We start from the raw sequence: 26,741 nt of genomic DNA, 5'->3' as shown, positions 1-26,741 counted from the left end.
CCGTTCGAGAAGTATCTCGGGCACTCAACCACTCAGGACCAGCCACACCGCGATAGTCCTGCGTGCGAAAGTGAGGCCCACATCATGCTCCTGAACCGACTCTGGAACGCCAGCATCCACGCCCGCATGTTCCTGCGCCGCTGGATGCCCACCAACATCCTCCTCGACAAGCTGCGCACCCGACGCGGCCTCAAATGGGGAATCCCCGCGATGCTCCTCGGCGTCATCTACCTGCTGATTGCAGCCACCTGCACCGGGCTCATCGAGCACGGTTGGAGCAAATGGCTCTACCTGGCCTTCTTCTGGGCACTGTGGAACGGGCTGAAGTTCCTCGTCTTCGGTCCTTGGAGCCTCGTGCTCTTGGTCAGGATCAAGCTCTTTGAAGCGAGAAACGCGGCTCGACTCAACAAGATCGAGTGAGTACGCCGGGACATCCAGCGTGTCGCCTGGTGACTCTTCAACGCTTCGGGCACTGTGGAGTCATCATGTTGATTCATTGAATGTGGACGGCCAACCATAGGTTCCCGTCAGATAGGAACCTCGATGCCCCCAATCCGCTCATACCGCAGTCCAGTTAACTCCTATACGCCCCTGTTGAAGGTGATGGAGTTCTGATGCGGAAAATCACAAAAGTTCAGGGCTCTCAGCACGCGGGCATCCTTCAGGGATGGTCGATGCCTAACGGCGTCGAGGATCTCGCGCGGGTCAACGTAATCTATGGCGGAAACGGCAGCGGCAAGAGCACACTGGCCCGCGTCTTTTCTGAGATGACGACCACCGAACCAAGCGATACCGTCCTGCATGTCGATGTGCACGATGCTGCCGCAACAAGACGACAGGTCACAGATCGCTCGGATCCCTTCTGGTCGCGTCTTAGGGTCTTCGACAAGCAGTTCGTACGCAAAAACCTACTCTTCGACGTCAACAATCGTAGTGACGCACTCCCTCTTCTCGTACTCGGGGAACCAAACGTTCAACGCGATCAACAAATCACTGAGATCGACGCCCGACTTGAAGAACTATCTTCCGATCTTCCTAAGGCACGTAACGCTGCGGATGTCGCCAATAAAGCAGCGAGAAAACTGGCTACCGACACTGCGCGGACCATCGGTCAAGAACTTCAAGCAGCAGGTGGCCGCTACTCCTCACGAGGCTATGATGCCCGCCGGGTCGCCGAAGCGTTATTGAGCATTGATGAGGCCACCCATCAGCGCTCTGATGAGGAGATGACAGCAGACCTTAGCATCGTGCAAGGTCAAAGGCTAGAACCGGTCTCGTTGGTTCAAAATACTGAGCAGAACTTCCGCGCGTTGGAGGACGACGTCGCTACGGCACTCGGCCAGACAATCACAAATGCTGCTCTCGAGTCGCTAGCCGGAAACCCGGTCAACGAGTCTTGGGTGCAGCAAGGGCTTCGTCTCCATGAGCATCGCGATGAGTGCTTGTTCTGCGCAAACCCGATTACCAATGATCGTCGAAGCAAATTGGAAAGCCATTTCGACGAGAGCTTCCGGAATCTCCAGGACCAGCTCCAGAGCCTTGACCAGAGACTTCAGCAAGAGGAAGGATCGCTCCAATCGACGCTCTCAGCTGCCCGGGAGCCTGGGTACCTCTACAACGACCTGCAAGAACAACACCATTCGCGCATGCAGAATTTGAGCACAGTAGCTGAACAGTACAATGAGCGAATCGTAGCCTTACGTGCAAAGGTCGCACAGAAGCTCGCATCACCATTTAGCAGCATCGACATTGGTCAACTTCCTGGTGTGAACGCCATCAGCTTTGAATCAGTCAATGAGGTCCTCGAGCAGCACAACGCCAGATCTTCCTCCTACCAAGAGGAGGTCAATGCTGCCGCGCGCAGAGTGGAGCAGTCTCGTCTCGCGTCGATCGTCACCGTACATCGTGAGCACACCCAGACTGCCAAAGAGCAATCCGAGCTCGCAGACGAACTCCAGAGGGAGCAAGAAACGATCAAGGCTGAACGCGGTCGCCTCAATGTGGCTGATCTCGATGCCTCACCCCTGGCAGAAGAACTGACCCGAGATGTAGCGAGCCTCCTTGGACGCGATGAACTCGTGTTCTCTAGGCAAGATGATCGATACTCCATTCAACGCAACGGGAAGCCCGCGACGGCTCTGAGCGAAGGAGAACAAACCGCTATCTCGCTGCTCTACTTCCTATGTAGCCTGCGCGATGAAAAAACTCGCGGCGTCATCGCAACTGTGGTCATTGATGACCCTGTCTCAAGCCTCGATCAGGAAATCCTTGTGGGTGCTTCCAGTCATCTCTGGAGTGCACTCGTGGGAAATGGGTCCAAGCATCAGGTCATCCTACTCACGCATAGCTTTGAACTCTTCCGTATGTGGAGTAACCAGCTAGATCGCATTCGAGGCATCATGAAGAAACAAGGGGGCTACTCGATCTACGAGCTCAGGGCCCGCTACGAGACGCTCCCGGACGGAAGCGCGCACCGTCGCCCAGCAATGATCTCATGGACCGATGAGAATCTCAGAAAGAAGCTGCGATCTCAGTACCACTACCACTTCTGGCGTGTCGCGGATGTTCTCCAAGTTAACGCGGTAGAAGGAAACATCCCCACTGAGCTAGAGGCCAGCGTGATCATTCCGAACGCAGCCCGGCAAATGCTCGAGGCCTTCCTTGCTTTCAAGTACCCAAGCAAGATCGGCGACTTCGAAGGTTCGATGCGTAGAGCCTTCGAAGTTAAGGCTGTCGACGACCCTTTGCGGCAACGCGTCACACGATTCGTCCACCGCCAGTCACACAACGAAGAAGCAGACATCAGCAAGCCTGTGAGGATCGGGGAAGCAATCATAGTCCTACGAGCCGCATTTGAATTCATCAACGCAGTTGACCCTGAACACTTCACTGAAATGTGCTCAGCCCTGGATATAGATTCCCAGAAGATCCTCAATAATTCCGCTTCTCTCGGAGGTTGATATGTCCCCGGATGCAACGAAAGAAGTCTGCATCACTTTTGATCCCTCGGTTGTCTCACCAGCTTTGTGTAAGGAAATAAAGGCATGACTTCTCTATCACCTTTAACCACGTTAACGACGGGGATGCACGCCCAGCCAGGCGTTTATGCGGTTCTGCTCGGTTCCGGAGTCTCGACCGCAGCAGGCATCCCCACAGGTTGGGGTGTTGTGCGCGACCTTGTTCGACGAGTTGCTGCTACGGCAAACAAGAGTGACGATGACGCCGCGCAATCTGCTTGGGATGATCCGGAAGGCTGGTGGAAAGAGCACGGGGAGGGTCCGCTCGGCTATGCGACACTCCTTCAGGCGCTAGCTCCGACACCAGCTGCGCGACAGGGGCTTCTCGCTGACTTCTTTGAACCGAACGAAGAAGAGCAGCAGGAAGGGCTAAAACAGCCGACCCGGGCGCATCTAGCGATCGCAGACCTAGTCAAACGTGGATACGTCCGGGTAATCATCACTACGAACTTTGACCGGCTTATGGAACGTGCGCTAGAAGCTGTGGGTGTTTCGCCCCAGATCGTTGCCCGCGCCGAAGCTGTCAACGGTATGGCCCCCTTGGCACATTCGCCAGCTACCCTCATCAAGCTGCATGGAGATTACAAGGATCTTGGAAGTCGCAACACCCCCGACGAACTCGATGCCTATCCGGAAGAGTGGAAGCGGCTTCTAGCTCAAGTATTTGATGAATATGGTCTTGTTGTCTCGGGCTGGTCTGGTGACTGGGATACCGCTCTCGTCGCGTCACTAGAATCAACACCGAGTCGTCGGTACCCCTTATACTGGGACAGCCGAAGCAGTCGAGGAGAGACGGCAAAGCGTGTTATCGGGAATCGAGCCGGTCTTCAGATCCCTGCTGCTAGCGCGGATGACCTTTTCGCTGAGCTATCCGAGAGCCTTGAGGCGCTTGAGCGTCTAGCGCACCCTCCTCTCTCTACCGCGATGGCGGTGGCCAGACTGAAGCGATATCTTCCCGATCCGGTGCGGCGTATCGATCTGCACGATTTGATCATGCACGCTACGGATGATGTCGTCGCCGCTATGAAGGATCATCCGATAAGCACGGATGGTCAGGTGACTTATGAGGTACTGCAGTCGACTTACGAGTCGTATTTCCGCTCAATGGATCAACTTGCCACGTTGCTTATCACCGGCGTATGGCACGATGACCAATGCATCCACGCCCAGCTGTGGGCGGATGTTTTGCAGCGTCTAATAGAGGCGGCACTCGTCGTGCCAACTGGAACGTTTAACCAGGGCCTACTCATGGCGCTTCGCTTCCCCGCCTTCATCGCACTCGCTGTAATGGGTGTCACGGCAGTGCGTCGTGGACGTGATGACCTCTTGATCATGTTAGCTACACAGGTCGAAGGACGCGACCCTATCGGGGCAAACGAACATCTCCCCGCCGCACAGTTGCTCCACTATAGACGCCTCGCCGAACCCGACTGGGTCAACGGCCTGCCTCGCTGGCCGAACAAATGGCTCTATCCAACTAGCCACCTCTTCGCCACCGACTTACGAGACTACTTCTCCAAACTCATTCCCTCTGACAAAGAATTTCAACAAACTTACCGAGGATTCGAATTCCGCTTGGGGCTTATCCAAGAGCGAACCCGCGGGTACCGGGCCATCGACGGTGAATACGTTGGTGAGTGGGCTTGGGATGGAGATGTACCGCACGTAGAAAATGAACTACGCAGACACATCGAACGGATGGGCTCTTCCGCCTGGCCCGATTTCTTCGGTGGCCCCGAAGAAATCGATAGAGTTCTGACTGACCACAGGGAAATCCTTGCGCGCTACCAACGCTGGTAGAGCGCAACACATGAGTTAATAAGGCAGACGATACTCCTGCGGTGGGTAGCAAGATAGGTTCAGAGTGAGAGCGCACTTTAGGTTTGCCTAGAAATTCTAGTGTGGCGAGACGTTGAGTCTGAATTTGCTCGCATCTTCACTCCCTCGCGCTTCAAAGCCCGCCATACCATCGAGTGTCCTACACCCAACTCGCGGGCAATATCGCGATTAGTGAACCCCTCCTCATACCTGCGAACAGCGTGCGTCACCTGGTCATCGTCGAGACCCTGACGACGGATCCGAACACCGGCATCCGCCAAAGTATCTCTCACCGTTTCCTTGCCTAGCAGGTGCTCACGAGCAATCGAGATCAACGAAGCCCCCGATTCGTACGCCGAAACCATCCCCTCGATCATTTCCGGCGTGGCTGGGGTTACAGTAGTCTCAATCGGCGTCACCACCGGACCACGAACATCGCTCCGAGGTTCAGGTTGACTGGAACCTTCAGTAGCGAGCCTTTCGCTAGATCCGCGAGGAATCAACGATTTCAGCGCCGTGAACGCTGTTACAGTTTTCTCCATGTTGGGGCACGCATATACAGCGGTGGCGCGGCTCGGTTCTCTTCTTGTGAGAACCGAGCCGCACCACCGCTTTTCTTTCTTGTTGAGCGTTCGCCCAAAGTTCACCGAGCAACGCGCGAGTCCTTACCTTCACTCTGCTGTCACCAGCACCAAAGGCCGTTCATGAAGGCCTTGCGCCTACGCAGCCCCGACTCCGGTGCTCGTCACAAGCTCCTGAATAGCGCCGTTGTCTTCGTCGTATACCGCGGTCGCTGCTGCAAGCACCGCACGAGAGCAACGGTCATGAACCCGAAACGGGAGCGAGTTGAGCCCAGGGCGGGTAAACGCGCCACCGGTAAGCCCAGCTACGAAGGGCCCGAGCGCAAACTGACGGTATGACCCCGGCAGGCTCCCATCTGATCTCGCTTCGATCTGGCCCGTAGTCGCAAGAGCTCCCGTTCGCTCGTCGACTACCGTCAATTCATGAACCGTTCGCTGCGCGACCAGTCTCCTCAGTAGCGTGTTATCGCTCACGGCAGCCTGAGCTTCAGGAAGCCACGCATCAATGAGCGTTCGGGCGTTCACCTCTGCACGCTGCTGTTCTGACGTCACGGCATAACCTTCAGCACGAAAGACGCCGAGGGTTTCGTCGGCCTCAAGCACCACATCGCCACCAAGAAAGCGCACCACACCGGCGTCGGCAAGAGCGACCAACTCTTCGAGTCGATGGCCAGGAGGGCCGCTCGCAAGGTAACTGAAAGTGTTTGCCCAACGGCGTGGCAACGAATGTGTACGACTCAGCGCATTCCATTGTTCTGGTTTCACCTCAGCAATCGAAAGAAAAGCGTAGAGTCCGGTGAGAAAGAGGGCCTGTGTTGCACTGTTCTCGGGCTGGGTTCGTAGCCGTAAGTCTTCGACGATGTGAGCGCGCACCCGCTCGTGTACTGTGCGAGCAGACCCTCCGCTCCCCTCGGCGCTTACCCCGGTCGAGACTGCACAATTTGGTTTTGCCTCACCATGCGCCGCGAAACGAAGTGGATACTCGAAAGATGCAAGATCGAAGCGGTCGCGCGGATCAGGAACCGATTCCTGCACAAGACTCGCGAGAGCTTCCTCACCTCTATCACCGCGCGCCAGGATCTCGCGTAAGCGAGGCCCAAAGCTATCCCAGTCGCCCAGCACCCGATCTGGGTGACCGGTGAACAGCTCGCGATAGTAGCCGGTGACGAGATCCGCAGCAATAAGCGGCCACACGTCACGGTCGAAGTCGAGGGGCTCGGTCCGGGAGGCGATGGCCTCGTGAAACTGCGCGCCGAGGTACTCGAGTTGCACCTTGGCACCGACAACCTGACTCGTAATCTTCGACCGGTACGGCACGCCTCGCCGCGAGGCGAAGTGCAGCACCGGTTCGTTGCCACTCGGTTCGTAACTGAGCGAACCGTCGGTTGCCCTGGTGAAGACACCGCCGCGACCCTCAGCGAGCAGTACCGCAAGGTCAATCGCGGCGAGCCCCATGCCACGCACAATAACATCGGCCCCGGCATCAATCAGAGAAAAATCGACATCAGCGGTGAACGCCGGAGCAACGTACGTAAGCCCGTGGCGGCGAGCAAAACTTGTGAGCGAGGCTGAATCGGCCGACAGGTCAGCCCCATTATGTCCGAGGGCATACACGACGACATCTGCCGCAAGGGTGCTCCCAGATTCCAAGTGCACGAGGTGCTGCCCGAGGCTACCGCGTGACTCATCAACCGCCACGACGGTGTCGGCAACCCAGCTCGCGCGCAGGCTGTGCTCAGCGCGATCAAGCGACTCGGTGAGCGCCCACCCGAGATAGGCATTGTTGAGGCGACGGGTAGGAAACTCGTCGTCGGCGATGAGTGCAATCTCGCGAAGCAACAGCTCGTCAGCCCCGTCGGGAATCGGTATCTCGCCCTCACGTACGCCCTGTACCCACTCAGCGAGCGATGGCCCCGGGGCAACTGGCCCCTCAATGTGGCACGATGCATCGGTAAAAAAGGCAACATCACGCAGCATCGAGTTGAGCTTGAGTAGTGGTGATTGCGAACGACGCCAAATTCGGCCGCCGCCCGGAGGGTACGGGTCGACAAGCCTGATGCGAAGAGGCAGCTCGGGCGTATCGCGCGCGTGACTCGCAACGATGCGCTCCAGTAACATCGCTGCAGCGGGGCCCGCCCCGACGCACACCACATCAACAGGTGGGTTCAGATCCCAGTCTTCTGGCTCGATAGTTGGCGGGTTACCGAGCGCTACCTCGCGTTGAACGGGCCTCATGGCTTCGGCAGCCCGGGTGGGTTGATGAGCGACTCAGTGAGGGCCTCTTCATCCTGGCCCCATCGCCCGAGCACCTCATCGTAAACGCCAGAGTCGATGAGAGACTGCACGACGATGCGCACGGGTTCGATGAGCCCGTTCCCTTTCGCTGTGACGGCGCCTACCTCACCATTGACCGGGTAAGCACTGTTGAAACTGCCGACGACGCGAATTTCACCGAGTGTGGCTTCTCGAAACGTTGCAAGAGCGTGCGGATCAATACTCACATCGGCACGCCCCGAACCCAGCGCGAGCGCACCTGCCGCAGAGTCTTCGTAATAGACCGCCTCACCCGGTTCGATACCAGCCGCCTCATTCTGCGCAAACCAATCAAGCAAGAACTTCTCTTGATTCGTGCCGCTCCCGACAATGACGCGAAGCCCAGAGACGTCTTTAGGCTCAGAAATTTCAGTAATGTCAGAACTCGCTGTGACCGAAAACGCCATTACTGCATCACGATACGTGGCGAAATCAAAGAGTTCCTTTCGTTCTTCAGTCACGCCAATATTGGTGAGCGCCAAATCGTACTTGCCCGACTCAATGCCGAGCGGCCAGTCGGCCCACGCCACATTTTCTGGGGTGTAAGTAAGCCCGAGCCCTTCGGCGATAAGCGAGGCAAAGTCAGCATCGCTGCCGATGATGGTTTGCGCGTCGTCTTCAGCGAAGAATGACGTGGGTGGTGACCCCGCACCGCCCAGTGCTACCGTGAGTTTGCCAGCCTGTATTGGCGAAAAGCCGCTTTCAGCGAGCGCCTCAACCGCTTCTGGAACCGGGTCGATATGCGGGCGGGTGTCGAGATTGCCCGTTGTGAGATCGAATATGGCTTCTGCACCGCTGCCCTCCGCCGCCCCTGGCGCTGCGGGGGCTGCTGGAGCTGCGGCAGAGCTGCATCCGACAAGGCTTGCAAGAGCAACAGCCGAAGCAACTGACACCGTGGTCATTCGTCGTTGCGTTGTGCGCTTTTTGGATTTCGTCGGTGTTCTCGGTTTTGTCAACCGTGTGTGCAACCGATCATTCGTTGCTGCGTTGTGCGATGAGAAAAGCATTCAGATTCTTCTTTCAAGTGAAGCGGCTCCTGGCCGCAAGAGCGTTCAGATTACGGGCGTGGCAAGCCAGGAGGGTTTATGAGCGACTCACTGACCGCCTCATCACCCAGATCCCAACGTTCTAGGGCCTGTGTGTAGGCACCGTCTTCAATAATCGTGTTCAGCACGATAGCGACGGGCTCAATGAGACCGTTTCCCTTAGCCGTCGTGACCCCGATCTGCGCGTTCTCGGGAAAGCCGCCGTTCAGTGTGCCAACAATCTTCGACTCCCCGCCCACCGCTGCGGCAAACGCAGCCGTTGGGTTAGGCCCGAAGAGCGCGTCAACTCTGCCCGAAGTCAGAGCCAATTGTGCCGCCGCATTGTCGTCAAAGTAGACCGGTTCGCCTGGGTGAAGCCCTTTTTGTTCGTTCTCGGCAAACCAATCGAGCAAGATCTTCTCCTGGTTCGTGCCGCTACCCACGACGACTTTGAGCCCCGCGACATCTTTGGCCTCGGTAATCGAATCAATCTCAGAGTCAGCCCGAACCGAGAACGCCAGCACATCAGTTCGATGCGTCGCAAAGTCGAAAAGATCCTTCCGTTCTTCGGTCACCGTCACGTTCGAAACAACGACGTCATATTTGCCCGATTCAACACCCAGAGGCCAATCTGCCCAGGCGACGTTCTCAGGGGTGTACTCGAGTCCAAGCCCATCGGCAACGAGCTGAGCGATATCTGGTTCGACCCCGATCAGGGTTCGGTTATCGTCTTCGGCGAGGAAACCGAGCGGTGGCACGTTCGCCGAGTGCGCCACAGTGAGTTTTCCCTCCTGTATCGGAGTAAAGCCGCTCGCTTTGAGCGCCGCTACGGCCTCAGGAACGGCGTCGATGCGAGGCCGCTCACTGGCATTGGTGCTCGTCAGGTCAAACGGTGTTTCGGCTGCTGCAGGGGCGCCCGTCGCGACATCACTCTCATCGCCGTCTTTGGCATCATCAGAAACAACTGCGCTGCACGATGTCAATCCGGTGAGCACAATAGCGGTGAGCGCGATGAGAAGAGCGCCGGGTTTTGAGCGCGAGGTGGTGAACATATGATCTCTTTCGGGGTGATGGGTTGTTACGGAGCAACCGTGAATGTTGCAACGGCTTGGGTAGCGACGGGGATTAAATCACCCAATCGAGAAACTCTTGCGTGCGCGCCTGCTCAGGCGAACGCAGTACCTTCGCGGGTGGGCCTTCTTCGACCACACGCCCGGCATCAAGAAACACAACGTAGTCAGCGATCTCTGAAGCGAAGCCAATCTCGTGGGTCACGATGATGAGGGTGGTTCCTCCATTTGCAAGGTCTTTGATCACACTGAGCACTTCGCCAACAAGCTCTGGATCGAGAGCACTCGTCGGTTCGTCAAAGAGCAGAACATCGGGTTCTAGCGCGAGCGCTCGTGCAATGGCTACGCGCTGCTGTTGCCCGCCAGAAAGCTGCCTAGGGTAGTGTTCTTCCCGCTCAGAAAGCCCGACGCGCTTGAGCAGCACTCTGGCCTTGGCAACGGCCTCAGCCTTCGTGGCTCGTTTCAGAGCGATAGGAGCCTCAATGATGTTCTCGAGAGCTGTGAGATGCGGAAAGAGATTGAAGTTTTGAAACACCATGCCAACGCGAGTGCGTCGCTCAAGAACCTCTTTTTCGCGCAGCTCATAGAGTTGGTCACCGCGACGCTCGTAACCGATGTACTCGCCATCGATCGTGATCGACCCTGAATCAATCGTTTCAAGGTGGTTGATCGCGCGTAAAAGAGTCGACTTGCCTGACCCTGAGGGGCCGAGCAGCGTAATCACCTGACCTGGCTCAATGCGCAACGTGATGCCGTGCAGCACTTCGTCAGCGCCGTAAGACTTATGTACGTTGGTTATCTCAACGAGCCCGGAACGCGGGGCCTGCCCAGAGTCAGCGGATTGTTCAGAGCGAGGGGATTGTTCAGGGTGGCTCGGTGCATCGATGGTGGGCTCTCGTGTCGTTTGCGTCGACATGGTGGGCTCCTTACTGTGAGTGGTTATGACGATTCATTCGCGCTTTGAGTGAGCGCTCCGCGGCGAGAGCCGAAAGCCCTGCGAAGCCGTTGCAACGGGGTTGGTGGGAGCTCGCGCACACTCCCCTGGGCAAAGCGGCGTTCGATGTAGTACTGCGCGATACTGAGCACCGTCGTAAAAATCGTGTACCAGACCGCAGCCACGAGCAGCAGCGGAACGACCTGCTGGTTTCGGTTGTAAATCACCTGCACCGTGTAAAAAAGTTCGGGCAGGGCGACGATAAAGACAACCGAGGTGCCTTTCAGAAGCCCTATGACCTCGTTGAAGGCGTTGGGCAAGATCGCCCGCGCAGCCTGAGGCAGCACAATGCGAAAGAAGCGACGACGGCGCGGGATTCCGAGCGCTTTTGCCGCTTCAAGTTGCCCTTGATCGACAGAAAGCAGCCCGCCACGAATAATCTCTGCCGAATACGCTGCCTGATGCAGCGAGAGACCTAAAATCGCGGCTACGGTTGACGAGAGCAGGCGAACGGTATCAAACTCGACCAGCCAGAAGTCATACGTGAACGGCCACCCGATGCCAAGCGTCGGAAAAAGATACCCCAGGTTAAACCAGATGACCAGTTGCACGACCAGTGGAACCGACCGAAAGAACCAAATAAACCCCCAGGCAAACGAGTTCAGTAGCGCTGAGCCTGAGAGCCTTGCGAGTGCCAGCACTCCACCGAGGGTGAAACCAATGACCGCCGATACGGCAGTAAGCCACAGCGTGAGCCAGAGCCCCCGAAGTACCGCTTCGTTAAAGAAATACTCGGCAAACACCGGCCAGCGCCATTGGGGGTTCGAGAAGAAGGTCCACACCAATTGAGCGAGCAAAAACACCGCGATCGCGCTGAAAGCCCACCGCCACCAGTGCCGCAAGGGTACAACGTGCTCGGCGCCCTGAACCGTCGTTTGGTTCACCGCCTCAATGCTCGGTGTTTCAACACTCGCGGTCATAGTGCCTTCTCCTTCGTAAGAACGGGCGCACCATCTCGATCGAAGGTGCGACCAGGGTCTCCTGTGCGCCGATGAACGGGCACGAGATGTTTCGTGAATGCGTGCAAGCCAACCTCAGCGGCAGGGCGTGCGGTATCAAACTGGGGTTCGTAGCCAGTGCCGAGGTACAGCGCGACCGCTTCTGGTTGGCGCGGTCCAGTCGTGAGATACACCCGCTCGTATCCGAGGGCCGAGGCTTCGTTTTCAAGAGCAGCAAGCACGCGCTTGGCAAGCCCCCGGCCCCGCACATCGGCACGGGTCCAGATGCGCTTGAACTCTGCAGTGCGTTCGTCGTAGCGTTTGAAAGCCCCTCCCGAGAGCACCTCGCCACCGGCAAGCAGCACGAGAAACGTGCCGTTCGGAGCAACAAACGCTTCGTTCGGGTAGCGGTTTAACTCGGCAGCTGCGGGCTCCCCCAACACCTCAATGCCATACCGTGCGTCATATTCTCGCTCAAGATCAGCAAGCAGCGGAGCAGCGAGTGAATCGCTCGGGTGCACGATACGCACCACCAGTTCGTCGAGTGCGGAGTGTTCCTCGTTCATGCGATTGCCTCTTCTTCACGATGTCGCGCACCGGTCCAGGCCACGTTGGGCGGCTTTGGCAGTCCTAAGGTCTGGCGCAGCGTCGGGCTCGCACCGGTCTCTGGGTCAACGTCGTAGCTTGTACGAAACACCCCACGCTCCTGCAGGAGCGGCACGACGCGGTCGACGAACTCGTCGAGCCCGCCCGGGGTAAGGTGCGGTACGAGGACAAAACCGTCTGAGGCTCGCTCCTGAACCGCACGGTCGATGTCGGCGGCAACGGTTTCTGGTGACCCTACAAAGGTGTGTTTCGCTGTCTCAGCGGCAACGAGCTCACGCAACGTGAGGCCCTCCCGAGAGGCACGGTCTCGCAACTGAGCGGCTCGCGCGACACGGTCGGCGACGCGGGTCGAAACCTGCCCCTGGCGCTGCGTACCATCGCTCGGTTCGCTCGTGGGCAGTGCTCCGTCAGGGTCAAGACCCGGAAGCTCATGACCCCAGATCGCTTCGACCCAAGCAACCGCCGTTTGCGGGCTTGTTTGTGCAAGCGCTATTTCTCGCGAACGCTCCCGCGCCTCAGCATCGGTGTCGCCCAGAGCGAAGCTTGCACCGGGCAGAATGAGCAGCGAATCTTCACCACGGCCGACACCTGGAAGCCTGCCCTTCACATCGCGATAAAATGCTTGGCTCTCGGCAAAGCTCGTATGCCTCGAAAAAATGATCTCAGCGTTTGCGGCAGCAAAATCTCGCCCAGCTGGCGAGTCACCAGCCTGCACAATAACGGGAAACCCTTGTGGGCTGCGCGGCACGGTGCTCACAGCCTGAACGGTGAACTGCGGGCCCCGGTGATCGACGCGACGCACGCGTTCAGGGTCAACAAAAATGCCGCTCGTGCGATCCGCGACAATCGCGTCTGGCTCCCACGAGTTCCAGAGCTGCTTCGCGAGCGCAACGAACTCTTCGGCCCGCGTGTATCGTTCTTCGTAGGGCAAGAAGCCACCGCGCCGAAAGTTCCCCCCGTGAAACGCATCGGGTGAGGTCACGACGTTCCACCCCACTCGCCCACGGGAAAGATGATCGATCGTTGCAAGCTGCCTGGCAAGCTCATAAGGCTCGTTGAAAGTGCTCGTGAGGGTCCCGACGACGCCAATGTTGCTCGTGACCGACGCCATAGCTGACAAGACCGCGAGCGTCGCCGGCCTACCAGCAACGTCGAGGTCATGAATGTTTCCCCCGTGCTCGCGTAGACGCAGCCCCTCGGCAAGAAACACGTAGTCGAAAAGCCCTCGCTCAGCCGACTGGGCAAAGTGCCGAAAAGACTCGAAATCAATCTGGCTGCCCGCTTCTGGGTCGCTCCACACCGTGGCGCTATTAACCCCGGGAAAGTGGGCAACGAGGTGTATTTGGCGGGGCGAAGAGTTTACTGAAGACGGTGCGATGCTCATGCTAAGGCCTCCTCAAGGCTCGGCTTTTCTGATGATTTCGAGACCTTGCGCAACCGCAAGGGAGCCGGCGCGAGACCAAAACGCTCACGCAGGGGCTTCGGCGACGGGTCAAGCGTTGCAATGCCTCGCTCACGCAGCAGCGGCACCAGTGTCTCGGTGATAGCACGCAGGTCACCCGGTAGCGCGAGCGGGCGCAACCGCACCCCGTCGACTCCCGCGTCACGCCACCGCTCAATCGTGTCGGCTATTTCTGCGGCACTGCCCGTGACGAGGAGCGCATCACTCTCAAAAACTTCTCCGTCGATGTTATTGAGCCGCTCGACACGTGCGGCCGCCGTCTCTTCGTCGGTATCAAATGCAACGACGAGGTCAGCAACGACGCGCAGTTGTTCGCCAAGCTTCTCAGCTCGATTCACGATCTGTTCGGCTTCGCGCACCTGGGCAATGATCTCTGCGACGGAGAGCCCGCGAGACGCTCCTGCGCGCAGCGAGGGGTTCTCCGGGGTAATGAAGATGACGTCTGCGTTCTCGGCTGCGAGTCGGTGCACCCGAGGAGAGTGCGAGAGTACGGTGATCGGCAGTTGGCCCTGGGGCGAGCGCGGCACAATTGAAGGCCCGGCGATCGAAAAGCGCTCACTCGAGAAGTTGATGTGGCGCACACGATCACGATCGAGAAAGCGGCCGGTTTCAGTATCGCGAATAATCGCGTCAGCATCCCAGCTTCCCCAGAGCAGTCGTGCGACCTGGGCAACATCGCCGGCCTCATCAATGAGTTCGTCGAGGGCTTCGTCGGGCCTGCCCGCAAGAACCTCAGCGAGGTTGACATTCGGGGCGCCACGCCTACCAAAAGCAGCAGCTGACTGTGGGTCACCCGAGATGCGCAGCTGCCAGCCACCTCGGCCCTGAGAAATATGATCGAGCGTCTGCAACGCGGTTGCCACGTGGAAAGGCTCGGTGTGAGTTGTCGTGACGGTAGCGATGAGGCCAATACCCTGCGTGTGTGGCGCAACCCAGCTTGCCGTGAGCAGCGAGTCAAGGCGTCCGGTAACTCGATCGGCTCGTAGCTCGGGTGATTCAGCGGCACCCCCACCTCTTTCGAGGGCGGTGGCTTGTTGCACACTCAGTGCATCGTCGATCGAGGCATAGTCGACACCAGCGGCGTCGGCCAGCGTAAGCAATTCTGTCCAGTAATCGGCGGCAAAGAGAGCGTTGGGTTTGGCGTCAGGCTCGCGCCACGCAGCAGGGTGAGACCCCGCTCCGTCAAGGGCTACCGCAATCGTAAACGGTGTTGATATTGTTATGTGAGACATACCGAAAGATTATGAATGAGTTTTGAACCTGTCCACTATGTGACGAAAAATGACAGATGGTTACGTCGTGTTGCGCCGGGGCTGCCGCAGCCCAAAGAACCCGACCTACACTGGCCCCAGTTGCGCGAGATGAGATCTCGCGGCCACTCCGCGACACCACACCGTGGATCATGACCCATTTGCTCTGAAACCCGAGCGTCACCCACACCCGAGCGTCGCGCACGCACTGCGCGGGGCTCTAGAAAGGCATACCCATGTCCACTGTTTCTGTTGTTGTCGGGAACCCCAAAGCACGTTCCCGCACGTACCAGCTCGCCGAGCAACTTGCAGAACGCGTTGCCAACCACACCGGCGCCACAGTTCACCCCACGATCGATCTCATCGACCACGCCGACTCACTCTTCACCTGGCCATCTCCCCCACTCGATCAATTACTCGATCAGCTCCGCGACTCAACCTATGCAATCATCGCCACGCCAACGTACAAGGCGAGCTACACAGGACTCCTCAAAGCTTTTCTCGATCGTTACCCGGCGCAAGGGCTTGCTGGGGTCTCTGCCATTCCGCTCTTCACGATTGCCTCTGACGAGCACACCCTCGCTGTCGAATTCACGCTCCGCCCTCTGCTGGTCGAGCTCGGTGCGAGCGTGCCCACCCGCGGCCTCGCGTTTCCCACACCCAAGTTTGATCGCCGCACCGAGCTCCTTGACGAGTGGGCCGACTCGCAACTGCCGCGCCTCCCCCTTCCAAAGCCCGCTACACAGCAGGCTGCTATCGCAAGCGAGGTTTCTGCATGACCGCATCACCCCAGCCATTTGATGAGCGCAGCTACCGCGATGTCATGGGAAGCTTTGCTTCAGGAGTGACCGTAATCACCACGCACGGCGTCGACGGGCCGGTTGGCTTCACCTGCCAGTCGTTCTACAGCGTGTCGATCGATCCACCTCTCATCTCGTTTTCGATCTCGCGCGCCTCTCGCAGTCTTAGCTCGGTGCGAGCGCATCGCCGAGTGGTGGTGAATTTCTTGAGCGCCGAGCAACAGCATTTGAGCGGCCAGTTTGCACGCTCGGGCACTGACAAATGGAAGGGCGTCGAGTGGAGCCCCTCACCCAGCAACGGTGCACCGATTCTCGACGGCGGTACGGGCTGGGTTGCCGGTGAGATCGAACAAGAAATTGAGGCGGGTGATCATCTGATTTTTCTCGTCAGGGTGAGCGGCATCTCTACCGACCCAGAGCGAGCGCCGCTCCTCTTCTATCGCGGCAGCTATCGAGAACTCGAGTACATGATTTGATCCAATGCCTCTCAGCGCCCTGAACGCAACTGCGCCCAGAGCGCGAGCAGGTAGTCGGGGTCGGCATCTTCGATCGGCAAAAGCTCACGCAGCCGCCGCAAACGATAGCGCACGGTCTGTTCGTGCACCCGTAACTGCTCAGCGGCTCGGCCCACGTTTCCCGCCGCAGCAAGCCACTCGATGAAGGTCTCGACGAGTTGCTGCCGCCCTTCTCCGGCGTCGAGCAGCTCTCGCACCTCGGGGAGCATCAGCCGGTCGTCAAGCTCCAGCTGAGCCCGGCAGGCAGCTAGAAACAGCTGTGTTCGCACCCCCGCAACTGTTCCGACCGGTTCTGCAACGGCGCGCGAGTGTTTCGCGACATCGCGCGCTTCGTTCACCGCGAAGGGCAGCCTTGTCGTAATGGTGTGCGGATCACTCACGCCGACTCGTAGGCCGCTCGCGGTATCGGCAGAGAGGTCGGCGAGCGCCTCAAGCGCCCAACCTCGCACCTCATCGACGCGCTCGGTGGGGCACAGGGCGATGATCTCGTTGGCTTCTGCCGAAACAACAACGTTCGGTATATACATTGCAAGGTGCCTCGCAAAAACGCCCCTCGCCTCGGCGATACGCCCCGCCGAGCGCGGGCCGGCTGCGACCTCGGCGACAAGAATCACCCCTGCCGCTTCACCCGTCGGATCGAGCGCTTCACGATCTCCTTGCTGAGCAGCGGCAATGAGCACCCGGCGTAGCGCCGACTCCCTGCGAGACGTTGATCGGTTCGTGGCTTTCCACGCCTCGAGCAGTGTTCCCGCGGCCATCGTAGCCGCCTGTTCGAGCACCTGAGCTTTCGCTTCGGCGAGCGCTGCGCCCTCGACCTCAGCGTCTGCTTGCGGATCGAGGGCCCAGATCGACCCGAGCGGAATGGTACCCGCCCGAACCGCGATCGCCACCCGTGGCAGATAGTCTCCGTATCGAATGAACCGCACGGGACCCTCGGCTTCGAACACTCTGCGGTAGCGATCCTCATTCACGGGTGCATCGCCCGCGCGACGAAACAAGATGCCCGTCGTACGCAACTCGTCGATAGCTTGGCCAGAGACCGAGGAGTGCGCGAGAATGCTGCGCTGGTGGTCTTCGATCGCGACCGATCCGCCGAACACCCGAGCCACGGTGTTCGCGAGGGCAAAGAGCTTGTCGCCAACCGATGGGGCGAGAGTGAGCGACTGTGCGTGTTCGCCAAGCGTGGTCGTGAGGAGCCCGTCAAACTCACGCCAGCCGACATCGGGGTGCAACGCCACCGAGGCAAGGCCCGCGTCAAGAATTTTCGCTTCAATTTCGCTGCGCGCTCTCTCGTCAGAGAGCTTCGTCACGACCGCTGCGCACTCGCTCGCGACCGCGAAGTCGAGGGCACGTTGCACCTCTCGCTCGCGCATTGCCTCGGCCGAAACGAGGCAGAGCAGCATCCCGCCCCCACCTTGATCGCTCGACTGCGCAGAAGTCGAAGCGTCGTAAAGATCGAGTGAGCGAACGAGAGGGCTCTGAGCTCCCGGGGGCAGCTCGACCTTCATCACGTCACTGCCAAGACGCTCCTCGACCGTGAGTAGCGCGAGCCCGGCTTCTTTGCCGTCGGCACGTAAGATTATCGGTTTCAACACTGACATGACAAAACCCTATCGAAACCGATAAGAATCGCACACCCTCACTCATCTAGCGTTGAAGAAGTGGGGCCAGCAAAGCGGCCCTCCAGATACCGCGATACCCGACAATGAAGCCGAGGTTTGATTCGATGAGCGACACTTCTCTACCCCCATCCCTTGCCCGCCTGTTACCTACGACAGCGGGGGTCGACGACACGGGCGCACTCACCATTGGAGGGTGCTCGGTGACCGACCTCGCCGGTCGCTTCGGTACCCCGCTCTTCGTGTACGACGAACGGCACCTGCGCGAAACGATGCAGCGTTACCGCGATGGATTGCGCAGCCGCTGGCCCAAGTCACGGGTGTGTTTCGCCTCCAAGTCACTGCCCTGCATCGCCGCCTACGCCATCGCAGAAGCCGAGGGCCTCTCGGTCGATGTCGCGGGCGAGGGAGAATTGCGCATGGCGCTCGCAGCCGGGGTGAACGCAGCGAACATTGTGCTGCACGGCAACGCAAAGAGCAGTGCAGAAATCAGCCTTGCGACCAAGATAGGCGTCGGCCTCATCGTCGTTGACAATGACCACGATGTCGCCCTCATCGAAGAGCACGCGACGACTCCACAAGACGTACTCATTCGGGTTCTTCCCGGTGTCGAAGCCGACACCCACCCCTCCATTCAGACCGGCGGAGCCCACTCGAAGTTTGGCATGCCCATCGAGTCAGCTCTCGCGCTCATCGAGCGGATCGAAGGGAGCGAACGAGTACGGGTGCGCGGCGTGCACGTGCACATCGGTTCGCAGATTCTCGACGTCGAGCCTTTTCTCGAGGCGCTTCGGGTCATCGCGAACGTCGGCAACTTCGACGTTTACAACCTTGGCGGTGGGCTCGGGGTGAACTATTCAGAGGCCGACGACGCTCCTGAAATCGAGGAGTACCTCGATGGGCTCTGCGGGCTCGCGGCTACGGTGCTGCCTGACGACGTCGAGCTCATCATCGAACCGGGGCGCTCGCTCGTCGCTCGGAGCGGCATCACGGCCTATACCGTGCGCACGGTGAAACGCTCGCTCGAAACATTTGTCGCCGTCGACGGCGGCATGTCAGAGCTCATGAATATCGCGCTCACCGACGACCGGTTCACCGCGGTCGTGGCCGACCGCGTCACCGAGGCTCCCGACTCCATCGTGCAGCTCGTTGGCAGGCAGTGCGAGTCGGGTGACCTTCTTGTTGACCGAGCACCGCTTCACGCGCCAGCTCCCGGCGACACCGTCATCATTGCGGCAACCGGCGCTTACGGCTATACCTTCGCTAATAATTACAACGGCGCTCTGCACCCGGCTGTCGTGTTCTGCCGTGACGAAGAAGCGACGCTCGCGGTCAGGAGGCAAACGTACGAGGGTTATCTCGAAGCCCACGAACCCGCCCTGAAGCACGATTGGGCGCGATTGCCTCGTCACACCACCTCGCGCCGAGAGCATCTCTTACCCCAATGACCTTATGCCCCGACGATCTTATGTCCCGACGATCTCATGTCCCGACCACCTCATGTCCCGACGATCTTATGTCCCGACCACCAGAGAAACAATGCCGTTTCAGTTTGAAAGGAACACCCATGTTACGAAACACCAGAACGCTCATGCCCCTCGCCGTCGCAGCAACCGCCTTGCTCGCGCTCAGTGCTTGTAGCGCTGAGACCTCCGGTGAAAAATACGAAGGAGCCACAGCCGACGGTGGGGCCAACCAAGGGACACTCTCACTGCAGCAAACCACCGACTTCAACGTTGAGGCCGATGATGCCGCTTCTGCCCTCCTGCCCGAAGAGATCACCGAACGGGGTACCGTTCGAGTCGCGATGGGAGTGCCATACCCACCATTTATCGAGGTCAACGACGACAACGACCTCATCGGCGTTGACGCTGATATGTCTATCGCGCTCGGCGCTAAACTCGGCGTCGAGTTCACGGTCGAGCACCAACCCTTTGAGTCAGTGATTCCCTCGCTGCAGTCTGACCGCCACGACATCATCATGATGGGCATGAATGATTCAAAAGAGCGCCAACAGACGCTCAACTTCATTGAAGAGATTCAGGCTGGTTTCGCAATCGTCGTAGCCAAGGGAAACCCAGAAAACATCGAAACCCTCACCGATCTTTGTGGGCACAGCGCCTCAACGCAAAAGTCAACGCTTCAGGCCGAACTGCTCGCAGAGCTCTCAGAAGAGTGCATCGCGAGTGGCAAAGAGGGCATCGATGTGCAGGCGCTTCCCGTCGCCCAGGATTCGCAAACCGCGCTCCGTGCGGGCAGGGCCCAGGCCTACATCGTTGACGCTCCCGTCGCGGCCTATACCGCCCGAACGGCAGGAGACGGCGAGTACTTTGAGCTCGTCGAAGACCCCGAGAACCCCCAGGGCTTCAACCCCGTATACACGGGATTCGGTCTTCTCAACGATCGCACCGAGTTGACCGATGCGCTCCAAGCGGCCATGCAGTCGCTCATTGACGATGGCACCTACCAGGCCATTCTCGATGAGCACGGTATGGGGTCACTCGCGCTCGACTCAGCACTCGTGAACGCAGCAAGCGAGTAAGGCGAACGCTCATGACGAAGGCAGCAACGCCGCAGGCCCCGAGCAGGGAGTTCGACAACGTCGTTCACTCGCTGCGCCGCCCCTGGCGCTGGGTCAGTACCGTCGTGATTGTGTTTTTGTTGGTGGCGTTTGTGCAGGCAATCGCCACCAACAAAAACATTGATTTCGCGACCATTGGTGAATTCATGTTTCACCCGCGCATTCTCTCCGGAGTGCGCCTCACCCTCATCATCACCATCATCGCCATGTTCGCCGCCGCTCTTCTCGCGGTACTCATCGCGGCAATGCGCATGTCTGGCAATCCCGTACTCGTGGCAGTTGCGGCGGTGTACGTTTGGGCATTCAGAGGAACTCCGCTGCTCGTGCAAATCGTGATTTGGGGCTACTTTGGCCTCATCTTCGAGAAGATCACCATCGGTATTCCATTCACCGACATCGTGTTTTGGCAAGAAGATACAAACAAGCTCCTCACCGCGCTTGTCGCTGGCATCATCGCGCTGACGCTGAACGAGGCCGCTTACTCCTCTGAAATCGTACGCTCGGGCATGCTCTCGGTCGACGAGGGCCAGCAGGAAGCCGCCGCGTCGCTCGGCATGAGCCCGAGCTATTGCTTCAGGCGTATCCTCCTACCCCAGGCGATGCGAGTCATCATTCCGCCCATGGGCAACCAACTCATCTCGATGATTAAAAACACCTCATTGCTCTCGCTCATTGCCGTTCTTGAGCTCTACACGCAAGCCACACAAATTTCAGCCCAGAACCTGCGGCAGGTCGAACTGCTTATCGTGGTGAGCATTTGGTACCTCGCCATCGTCTCGGTCCTGTCGGTGCCACAGCACTACCTTGAGCGGCATTTTGGCCGTGGCAGTAGCCGAAACCAACCACAGTCGCTCATGGCAAAGGCGAAAGAATATACCGGCTCAATCCAGGTCCAGAGAGCACGCAAGAAGCAGCGTAAGGAGCAGCGCAATGCCTGATCAAGTACTCGATGAAACCGCACTCGTGCGCCTCAGAGGTGTGCGCAAACGCTTCGCTTCACTCGAGGTACTCAAGGGAATCGACATGGACGTGCGCGAGGGTGAAGTAACCTGCCTACTCGGGCCCTCTGGCTCAGGAAAGTCGACGCTCCTACGTTGCATCAACCACCTTGAAACCATCAATGGTGGCAAGATCTTCGTCGACGACGAACTCGTTGGATACCGTGAGAAAAATGGTGAACTCTACGAGCTACATCCTCGTGCAGTCGCCAAACAACGCCGCAAGATCGGAATGGTGTTTCAGCGCTTCAACCTGTTCCCGCATAAAACAGCTCTCGACAACATCATGGAGGCTCCGGTTGGGGTCGCCCACCGGCCCCGGTCTGAGGTTCGTCAAGAAGCAATGCACCTGCTCGACAAGGTAGGGCTCGTCGAGTGGGCCCAGCATTACCCAGCCCAGCTCTCGGGCGGTCAGCAACAACGCGTGGCGATTGCCCGAGCTCTCGCGATGAAACCAAAGATCATGCTGTTCGATGAGCCGACGAGCGCGCTTGACCCGGAACTCGTTGGCGATGTTCTCGAGGTCATGCGTGACCTCGCCCAGGCAGGCACAACGATGGTCGTCGTGACCCACGAAATCGGCTTTGCGAGAAGTGCCGCCGACACGGTGGTGTTCATGGACGATGGCGTCGTCGTCGAGTCCGGTAACCCGAACGAGGTATTCGACAACCCGCAGAGCGACCGAACCAAGAGCTTTCTCGCGAGCGTACTGTAGGTTGGCCGGGGTACTTCGAGCTCATTGCTCTCTCTGGACCGGGCTCTTCAATCCGGGCGCCTTCACTCGCCCGCGTTCTGTGTTGGGCCGGCCCGCGTTTGCCGGCCCTACGTTGGCTCGGCCCCCGCTAGCCCGGCCTTACGCTGACCCGACCCGTCGATTGCGGCCTTCACCCGTCTACTTGACGAAAAGCAGGGTGTGAGCGTTCAAACACCCTGCTTTTCGTCAAATGGGCGGCAAAACCACGCTCAAGACCCACGCGAGCCACCGTACGAGGCCTTGCACGCCAATACAGCCGCCAGCGGCCAATAAGTCAGCACTACAACAACCAACAGAGGCCAACAGCAGCAAGCAGCAGCACCAACAGCCAACAGCCAACAGCCAACAGCAAGCAGCAGCAGCCCACAGCCCACAGCCCACAGCCCACAGCCCACAGCCCACAGCCCACAGCCCACAGCCCACGGCCCACAGCCCACGGCCAGCAGCCAACCCCGCGACAACCGCCGGCCGTTCGCCTGCAACGGCCGGCGGCAGCAGACGAAACCCGCCCCTCAGACGCGCGACTACAGCGAGAAGTGGGCCGATCCGCAGCCTGGACAGCGAGACGCAAGCCTCGATAGGCTTGCGTGTGACCTAGGGGTCATCGTACAGATGAAAGAGTCAAGTCGCGCGACTCTCAGCATTCGCGTTGACACATACACAGGGGGAACGATGGGGAACGTTCGAGGTGTCACACTTCGACCACGGTTCGCACGGGCTGCACTCGCGATCGGAACGGCTTTTACGCTGGCTTTCGGAGCGCAAGTAGCGCTTGCGCCGCATGCAGCAGCCGACGAATCAGACGAGGCGATCGTGTTCGCTGATGACCAGCTCACGGCATGCATCAACAAGGGGATCGGTTCGGGGCGAGCACCTGACGAGACCATCACCGAGGCCGATCTGAAGAAGTTCTTTTCGCTCAACTGTAATGACTCGTTCGCGGTGAAGAGCCTCGAGGGTATCGAACAGGCCAGCGAAATTCGGAACGTGACGTTTATTGGCGCAGATCACACGTTCAGAAGCGCCGACTCGCTGAAGCCGCTCTCGGGCCTCACGAAGATGACGTCGCTCATGCTGACGAGAACCGACCTCACCAACGAGGCGTTTGCCGGGCTCGAACTGCCCAAAGCACTCAGCACCTTCAAAGTGACGTACAGCCCCGAGCTTTCAGACATCACTGCGATGAAAGAGATGACCGGTCTCAGGACCGTTGACATCTCTTTCAACTCGCCGCAACTCACTGACCTCTCGCCGCTCTCCGGGTTGACGAAGATCACCTCGCTCAGCGCAGCGGCGCTCTCTGACCTCGAAGACCTCGAACCGCTCGCAACCCTCGAGTCGCTGCAGTACCTCAACGTTCAGAAGTCGAAGGTGTCTGATCTGAGCCCGCTCGCCGAGCTCACCTCGATCTCAACGCTGACCGCTTCTTCGACCCTCGTTGAAGATTTACGCCCGCTCGCGGGACTCATCAACATGAAAAACCTCGACCTTGACTACGCGAAACTGAAAAGCCTCGAGGGCGTTGAAGCGATGCACAAGATGACCGATCTTCACATCATGAACAACATCGATATCGCGGGTAACCTCGACCCGATTCGTGACAACCCGACGCTCTCGCGCATTCACATGAACGCGACCGGGGTCACTTCGATTGACGCGCTCTCAAACCTGCCAAGCCTCAAAAACATCCAGGCGCTCTCGAACCACGTAACCTCGCTCGTGGGGTTGCCAGCGGCACCCGAGGCCGTGTCAGTGGGCACCTTTGCGATCACCGCCCAAAACATTCAATACAATAACAAACCACAGTACGTGCCGAACGGCGCGAAGCGCTTCATGTACGACACGACCGGCGACCTTGAACTGCGCGAGCAAGGCCAGTTTCCAGATTTCGGGGGCAACCTCGAGCCGCTCGAAACCGATAACATGCCGATCGTGACGATCGAGGTACGCAAGGCGTGGCCAGAGCTTGAGTACTCGTTCTCACAGAACCCGAAAGGCAACGACCGTTTCGCAGGAACCGTCAAAATGCCCATCGTGTGGAGCTCAATCACGAGCGAAGATAGCGCGACCGTAAGCCTCGGCGAGCACTTCGAACAGCAGATCGAGACCACCGCGGGTTTTCCCGCAGCCACCTACATCATCAAACCAATGGACGACGACGCTGCGATGCCCGAGTGGATCACGCTCGACGAGTCGACCGGCGTTCTCACGATTGAGCCCGACGGGCAAGACGCCGTCGACTATTGGCCGTTCACCGTGCAGGTTGCTGACGCCCTCGGCAACACCATTACCGATCGATTCGATCTCACGGTTCCGGAGCCAGGAAACACCGTCTTTGAGATTGGCGAAGATCAACAGGTCAACGCAGGCGAAGACCTCGTCTTCACCGTGACCCGCGCCGATGCAGACAACAACCCCTACACGGGAAAGGCGAGCGTCGATTACCGCACGGTTGATGGAAGTGCTATGAGCGGCGTGCACTACACAGACACCGCCGGAACTCTCACCTGGGACGCAGGAGATACCAGAGACAAGACGGTCACCGTGCCAACGCTCACCGACGAGAACGCGGCGGGCTCACCCGACGTCGCTATGACACTTGAGCTCAGCGATCCTCAGCCCGAGAGCTTTTCAGAGCTCGGCGGCGGTTTCTCGAGTGATGGCTTCATGAGCTTTCCCACTCCAGAGCTCTCGTCTTTCACGATTGACGAAGCCTACGATGTCGAGGCAAGCACGGTCGACAAGCAAACAGTGACGCTCACGGTTTCACGCAATAAGGCAGCAAAGAACCATTGGAATGGCGACGCTAGTGTGCATGTCATGACACAGGACGGCTTTGCGCAAGCGGGAACTCACTACGAGCCATTGCATACGCTACTCGAGTGGGGCCCTGGCGATTTCGATGATAAAGAGATCGAGATCACCATACTTCCCGGTGCCGCCGGAACCCCTGAACTTGACTTCGGAGTCGAGCTCGTGGACCCGAGCACGCACATGGAGCTCGGGGTTCCAGAGACAACGCTCATGACCATCTCGTACCCCGTCCCTGAACCGTCAGTTCTATCACTCGGCGAAGATCAGACCGTAGAAGCGGGCGCAGAAACGGTCAGCTTTACTGTGAGCCGAACCGAAGCCGAACGCAACCCCTGGCTTGGCGAAGCAAGCGTTCGTTTCACCACCCATGACGGAACCGCCAAGGCAGGCGAACACTACGAAGCCTTCGATAATGTTCTCACCTGGGCAGCAGGCGAAACTGACGACATTATCGTCGAGGTGCCCCTGAAAGCAGGTGCAGCAGGTGACCCCGAACGAAACTTCAGCGTCGAACTCACCGACCCTAGCGAGTACACAATCGTTGGTGCACGAGCAACCGCCTCAGCGGCGATTCCCTACCCCGTTCCGTACCCAACGACGCTGAATATCGCTGGCGAACCAACCGTGAAGGCCGGCGAACCGCTCGTCTTCACGGTCACTCCAGAACAGCTCAGCGAACCAGCTTGGGCAGGCGAACTCAGCGTGCGCGTGCTCACGAGCGATCATGAGGCAGAAGCGGGAACACACTATGAGGCGGTCGACGAGGTCGTCACTTGGAAGCCCGGTGAGCGTGACCCAATCGAGGTTACAGTCAAGACCATGCCCGGTTTCAAAGGCAGCGACCCGCGCACCTTCAGCATCGAGCTGGCCGATCCGAGTGAGTACGCCGAGCTAGGCGAAAGCGTGAACTCTGTTGGCACGATCGCTTATGAACCAGACGATTCGACCCCGCCCAACCCGGGTGACGGAGATGAAGATGGTGACGGTGACGGTGACGGTGACGACGGAGATACCGACGGTGAAGACAGCGATATCGACGGTGACGCTGACGGCGACGGCGGTGATACTGACGGCGACATTGATGGTGACGGCGGTGATACTGACGGCGACACTGACGCTGAAGACGGAGACGTTGACGGTGAAGACGGCGATAACGACGGTCAGGACGGCGACGCTGACGGCGCCGACGACAACGACAACGGCACTGACGATGGCGACAATGACAACGGTAACGACGACGGCAACAACACCGACGACGACAACACCGACGGCGGTAATACTGACACCAATAGCGATGACGGCGCCGACGACAACGACGACGCAACCGATGGCGGCGCAACCGATGGCGGCTCGAGTGACGACGGATCAACCGGTGGCGACAGTGCTGGCGGCGGGAGCGGATCCGCACTAGTCGACGAGGGTAAGAACGTCGAAGCGCAAGTACTCGCGACGACGGGCTCGAGATGGGCATTCGGGGCCGCAATTGGAGGGGCGGCTGCCCTGGCGCTCCTCGCCGGCGCGACGCTCCTCGTGGCGTGGAACAGGAGGGGCCTGCGCGACTAACACGCGACAGATTGCATGACCGG

Annotated in this window: 20 protein-coding genes; 10 read left to right on the top strand and 10 right to left on the bottom strand. The window is 59.0% G+C overall.

Annotated features, from left to right (window positions below; genetic code table 11):
* Nucleotides 1-84 precede the first annotated feature (84 nt).
* The 3 genes from KTJ78_RS07370 to KTJ78_RS07360 all read left to right on the top strand — a co-directional run bounded on the left by KTJ78_RS07370 (nucleotide 85) and on the right by KTJ78_RS07360 (nucleotide 4,817).
* Complete coding sequence (locus KTJ78_RS07370; protein WP_217134119.1) at nucleotides 85-420, top strand: hypothetical protein; 336 nt, start codon at nucleotides 85-87, stop codon at nucleotides 418-420.
* A gap of 194 nt (nucleotides 421-614) precedes the next feature.
* Nucleotides 615-2,960: an AAA family ATPase gene (locus KTJ78_RS07365; protein ID WP_217134117.1), complete on the top strand. Its 2,346-nt coding sequence runs from the start codon at nucleotides 615-617 to the stop codon at nucleotides 2,958-2,960.
* An 84-nt stretch (nucleotides 2,961-3,044) separates the two neighbouring features.
* Complete coding sequence (locus tag KTJ78_RS07360; protein ID WP_217134115.1) at nucleotides 3,045-4,817, top strand: SIR2 family protein; 1,773 nt, start codon at nucleotides 3,045-3,047, stop codon at nucleotides 4,815-4,817.
* A 77-nt stretch (nucleotides 4,818-4,894) separates the two neighbouring features.
* Here KTJ78_RS07360 and KTJ78_RS13920 read toward each other — a convergent pair whose 3' ends face one another.
* From KTJ78_RS13920 to KTJ78_RS07315, 9 genes are all read right to left on the bottom strand, one after another.
* Nucleotides 4,895-5,200 (bottom strand): helix-turn-helix domain-containing protein, encoded by a 306-nt coding sequence (locus tag KTJ78_RS13920; RefSeq protein ID WP_369808050.1) that lies wholly within the window; start codon nucleotides 5,198-5,200, stop codon nucleotides 4,895-4,897.
* A 354-nt stretch (nucleotides 5,201-5,554) separates the two neighbouring features.
* Entirely contained in the window at nucleotides 5,555-7,651 is a 2,097-nt protein-coding gene (locus KTJ78_RS07350; protein WP_217134112.1) for an FAD/NAD(P)-binding protein, read from the bottom strand.
* Nucleotides 7,648-8,631 (bottom strand): transporter substrate-binding domain-containing protein, encoded by a 984-nt coding sequence (locus KTJ78_RS07345; RefSeq protein WP_217134109.1) that lies wholly within the window; start codon nucleotides 8,629-8,631, stop codon nucleotides 7,648-7,650. The genes KTJ78_RS07350 and KTJ78_RS07345 overlap by 4 nt, the downstream gene beginning before the upstream one ends.
* A 155-nt stretch (nucleotides 8,632-8,786) precedes the next feature.
* Nucleotides 8,787-9,806, bottom strand: coding sequence for an ABC transporter substrate-binding protein (locus KTJ78_RS07340; protein WP_217134108.1), 1,020 nt, complete (start codon nucleotides 9,804-9,806; stop codon nucleotides 8,787-8,789).
* 73 nt (nucleotides 9,807-9,879) lie between these two features.
* Complete coding sequence (locus KTJ78_RS07335) at nucleotides 9,880-10,740, bottom strand: amino acid ABC transporter ATP-binding protein (protein WP_217134106.1); 861 nt, start codon at nucleotides 10,738-10,740, stop codon at nucleotides 9,880-9,882.
* 23 nt (nucleotides 10,741-10,763) lie between these two features.
* Entirely contained in the window at nucleotides 10,764-11,738 is a 975-nt protein-coding gene (locus KTJ78_RS07330) for an amino acid ABC transporter permease (protein WP_217134104.1), read from the bottom strand.
* Nucleotides 11,735-12,322 (bottom strand): GNAT family N-acetyltransferase, encoded by a 588-nt coding sequence (locus KTJ78_RS07325; protein WP_217134101.1) that lies wholly within the window; start codon nucleotides 12,320-12,322, stop codon nucleotides 11,735-11,737. The genes KTJ78_RS07330 and KTJ78_RS07325 overlap by 4 nt, the downstream gene beginning before the upstream one ends.
* A complete protein-coding gene (locus KTJ78_RS07320) occupies nucleotides 12,319-13,746 on the bottom strand; it encodes an NtaA/DmoA family FMN-dependent monooxygenase (RefSeq protein WP_217134099.1) in 1,428 nt (475 codons plus the stop codon). The genes KTJ78_RS07325 and KTJ78_RS07320 overlap by 4 nt, the downstream gene beginning before the upstream one ends.
* Nucleotides 13,743-15,056, bottom strand: a complete 1,314-nt coding sequence (locus KTJ78_RS07315; protein WP_217134097.1) for an LLM class flavin-dependent oxidoreductase — start codon at nucleotides 15,054-15,056, stop codon at nucleotides 13,743-13,745. The genes KTJ78_RS07320 and KTJ78_RS07315 overlap by 4 nt, the downstream gene beginning before the upstream one ends.
* A 254-nt stretch (nucleotides 15,057-15,310) precedes the next feature.
* On the opposite strand from KTJ78_RS07315, the gene KTJ78_RS07310 reads away from it, so the two are divergent.
* Both KTJ78_RS07310 and KTJ78_RS07305 read left to right on the top strand, forming a co-directional pair.
* Nucleotides 15,311-15,853, top strand: a complete 543-nt coding sequence (locus tag KTJ78_RS07310; RefSeq protein WP_217134089.1) for an NADPH-dependent FMN reductase — start codon at nucleotides 15,311-15,313, stop codon at nucleotides 15,851-15,853.
* Complete coding sequence (locus KTJ78_RS07305; protein ID WP_217134084.1) at nucleotides 15,850-16,350, top strand: flavin reductase family protein; 501 nt, start codon at nucleotides 15,850-15,852, stop codon at nucleotides 16,348-16,350. Before KTJ78_RS07310 ends, KTJ78_RS07305 begins: the two co-directional genes overlap by 4 nt.
* A gap of 11 nt (nucleotides 16,351-16,361) precedes the next feature.
* On the opposite strand, the gene KTJ78_RS07300 is transcribed toward KTJ78_RS07305, so the two are convergent.
* Entirely contained in the window at nucleotides 16,362-17,990 is a 1,629-nt protein-coding gene (locus tag KTJ78_RS07300; protein ID WP_217134083.1) for a PucR family transcriptional regulator, read from the bottom strand.
* A 125-nt stretch (nucleotides 17,991-18,115) separates the two neighbouring features.
* Here KTJ78_RS07300 and lysA point away from each other — a divergent pair, with 125 nt between their 5' ends.
* The 5 genes from lysA (at nucleotide 18,116) to KTJ78_RS07275 (ending at nucleotide 26,718) form a co-directional block, all read left to right on the top strand.
* On the top strand, nucleotides 18,116-19,456 hold the full coding sequence (gene lysA / locus KTJ78_RS07295) for a diaminopimelate decarboxylase (RefSeq protein WP_217134082.1): 1,341 nt from the start codon (nucleotides 18,116-18,118) through the stop codon (nucleotides 19,454-19,456).
* Between the two features lie 119 nt (nucleotides 19,457-19,575).
* Nucleotides 19,576-20,550, top strand: a complete 975-nt coding sequence (locus tag KTJ78_RS07290; RefSeq protein WP_217134081.1) for an ABC transporter substrate-binding protein — start codon at nucleotides 19,576-19,578, stop codon at nucleotides 20,548-20,550.
* A gap of 11 nt (nucleotides 20,551-20,561) precedes the next feature.
* Nucleotides 20,562-21,527 (top strand): amino acid ABC transporter permease, encoded by a 966-nt coding sequence (locus tag KTJ78_RS07285; RefSeq protein WP_217134080.1) that lies wholly within the window; start codon nucleotides 20,562-20,564, stop codon nucleotides 21,525-21,527.
* A complete protein-coding gene (locus KTJ78_RS07280) occupies nucleotides 21,520-22,302 on the top strand; it encodes an amino acid ABC transporter ATP-binding protein (RefSeq protein WP_217134079.1) in 783 nt (260 codons plus the stop codon). Before KTJ78_RS07285 ends, KTJ78_RS07280 begins: the two co-directional genes overlap by 8 nt.
* 711 nt (nucleotides 22,303-23,013) lie before the next feature.
* A complete protein-coding gene (locus KTJ78_RS07275; protein WP_217134078.1) occupies nucleotides 23,014-26,718 on the top strand; it encodes a Calx-beta domain-containing protein in 3,705 nt (1,234 codons plus the stop codon).
* Nucleotides 26,719-26,741: the final 23 nt, after the last annotated feature.

The organism is Leucobacter chinensis (assembly GCF_019049105.1).
GTDB classification, from domain to species: Bacteria; Actinomycetota; Actinomycetes; order Actinomycetales; family Microbacteriaceae; genus Leucobacter_A; species Leucobacter_A chinensis.
The sequence above is the reverse complement of the archived record's forward strand: the minus strand, read 5'-3'. Positions and strand labels throughout refer to the sequence as shown.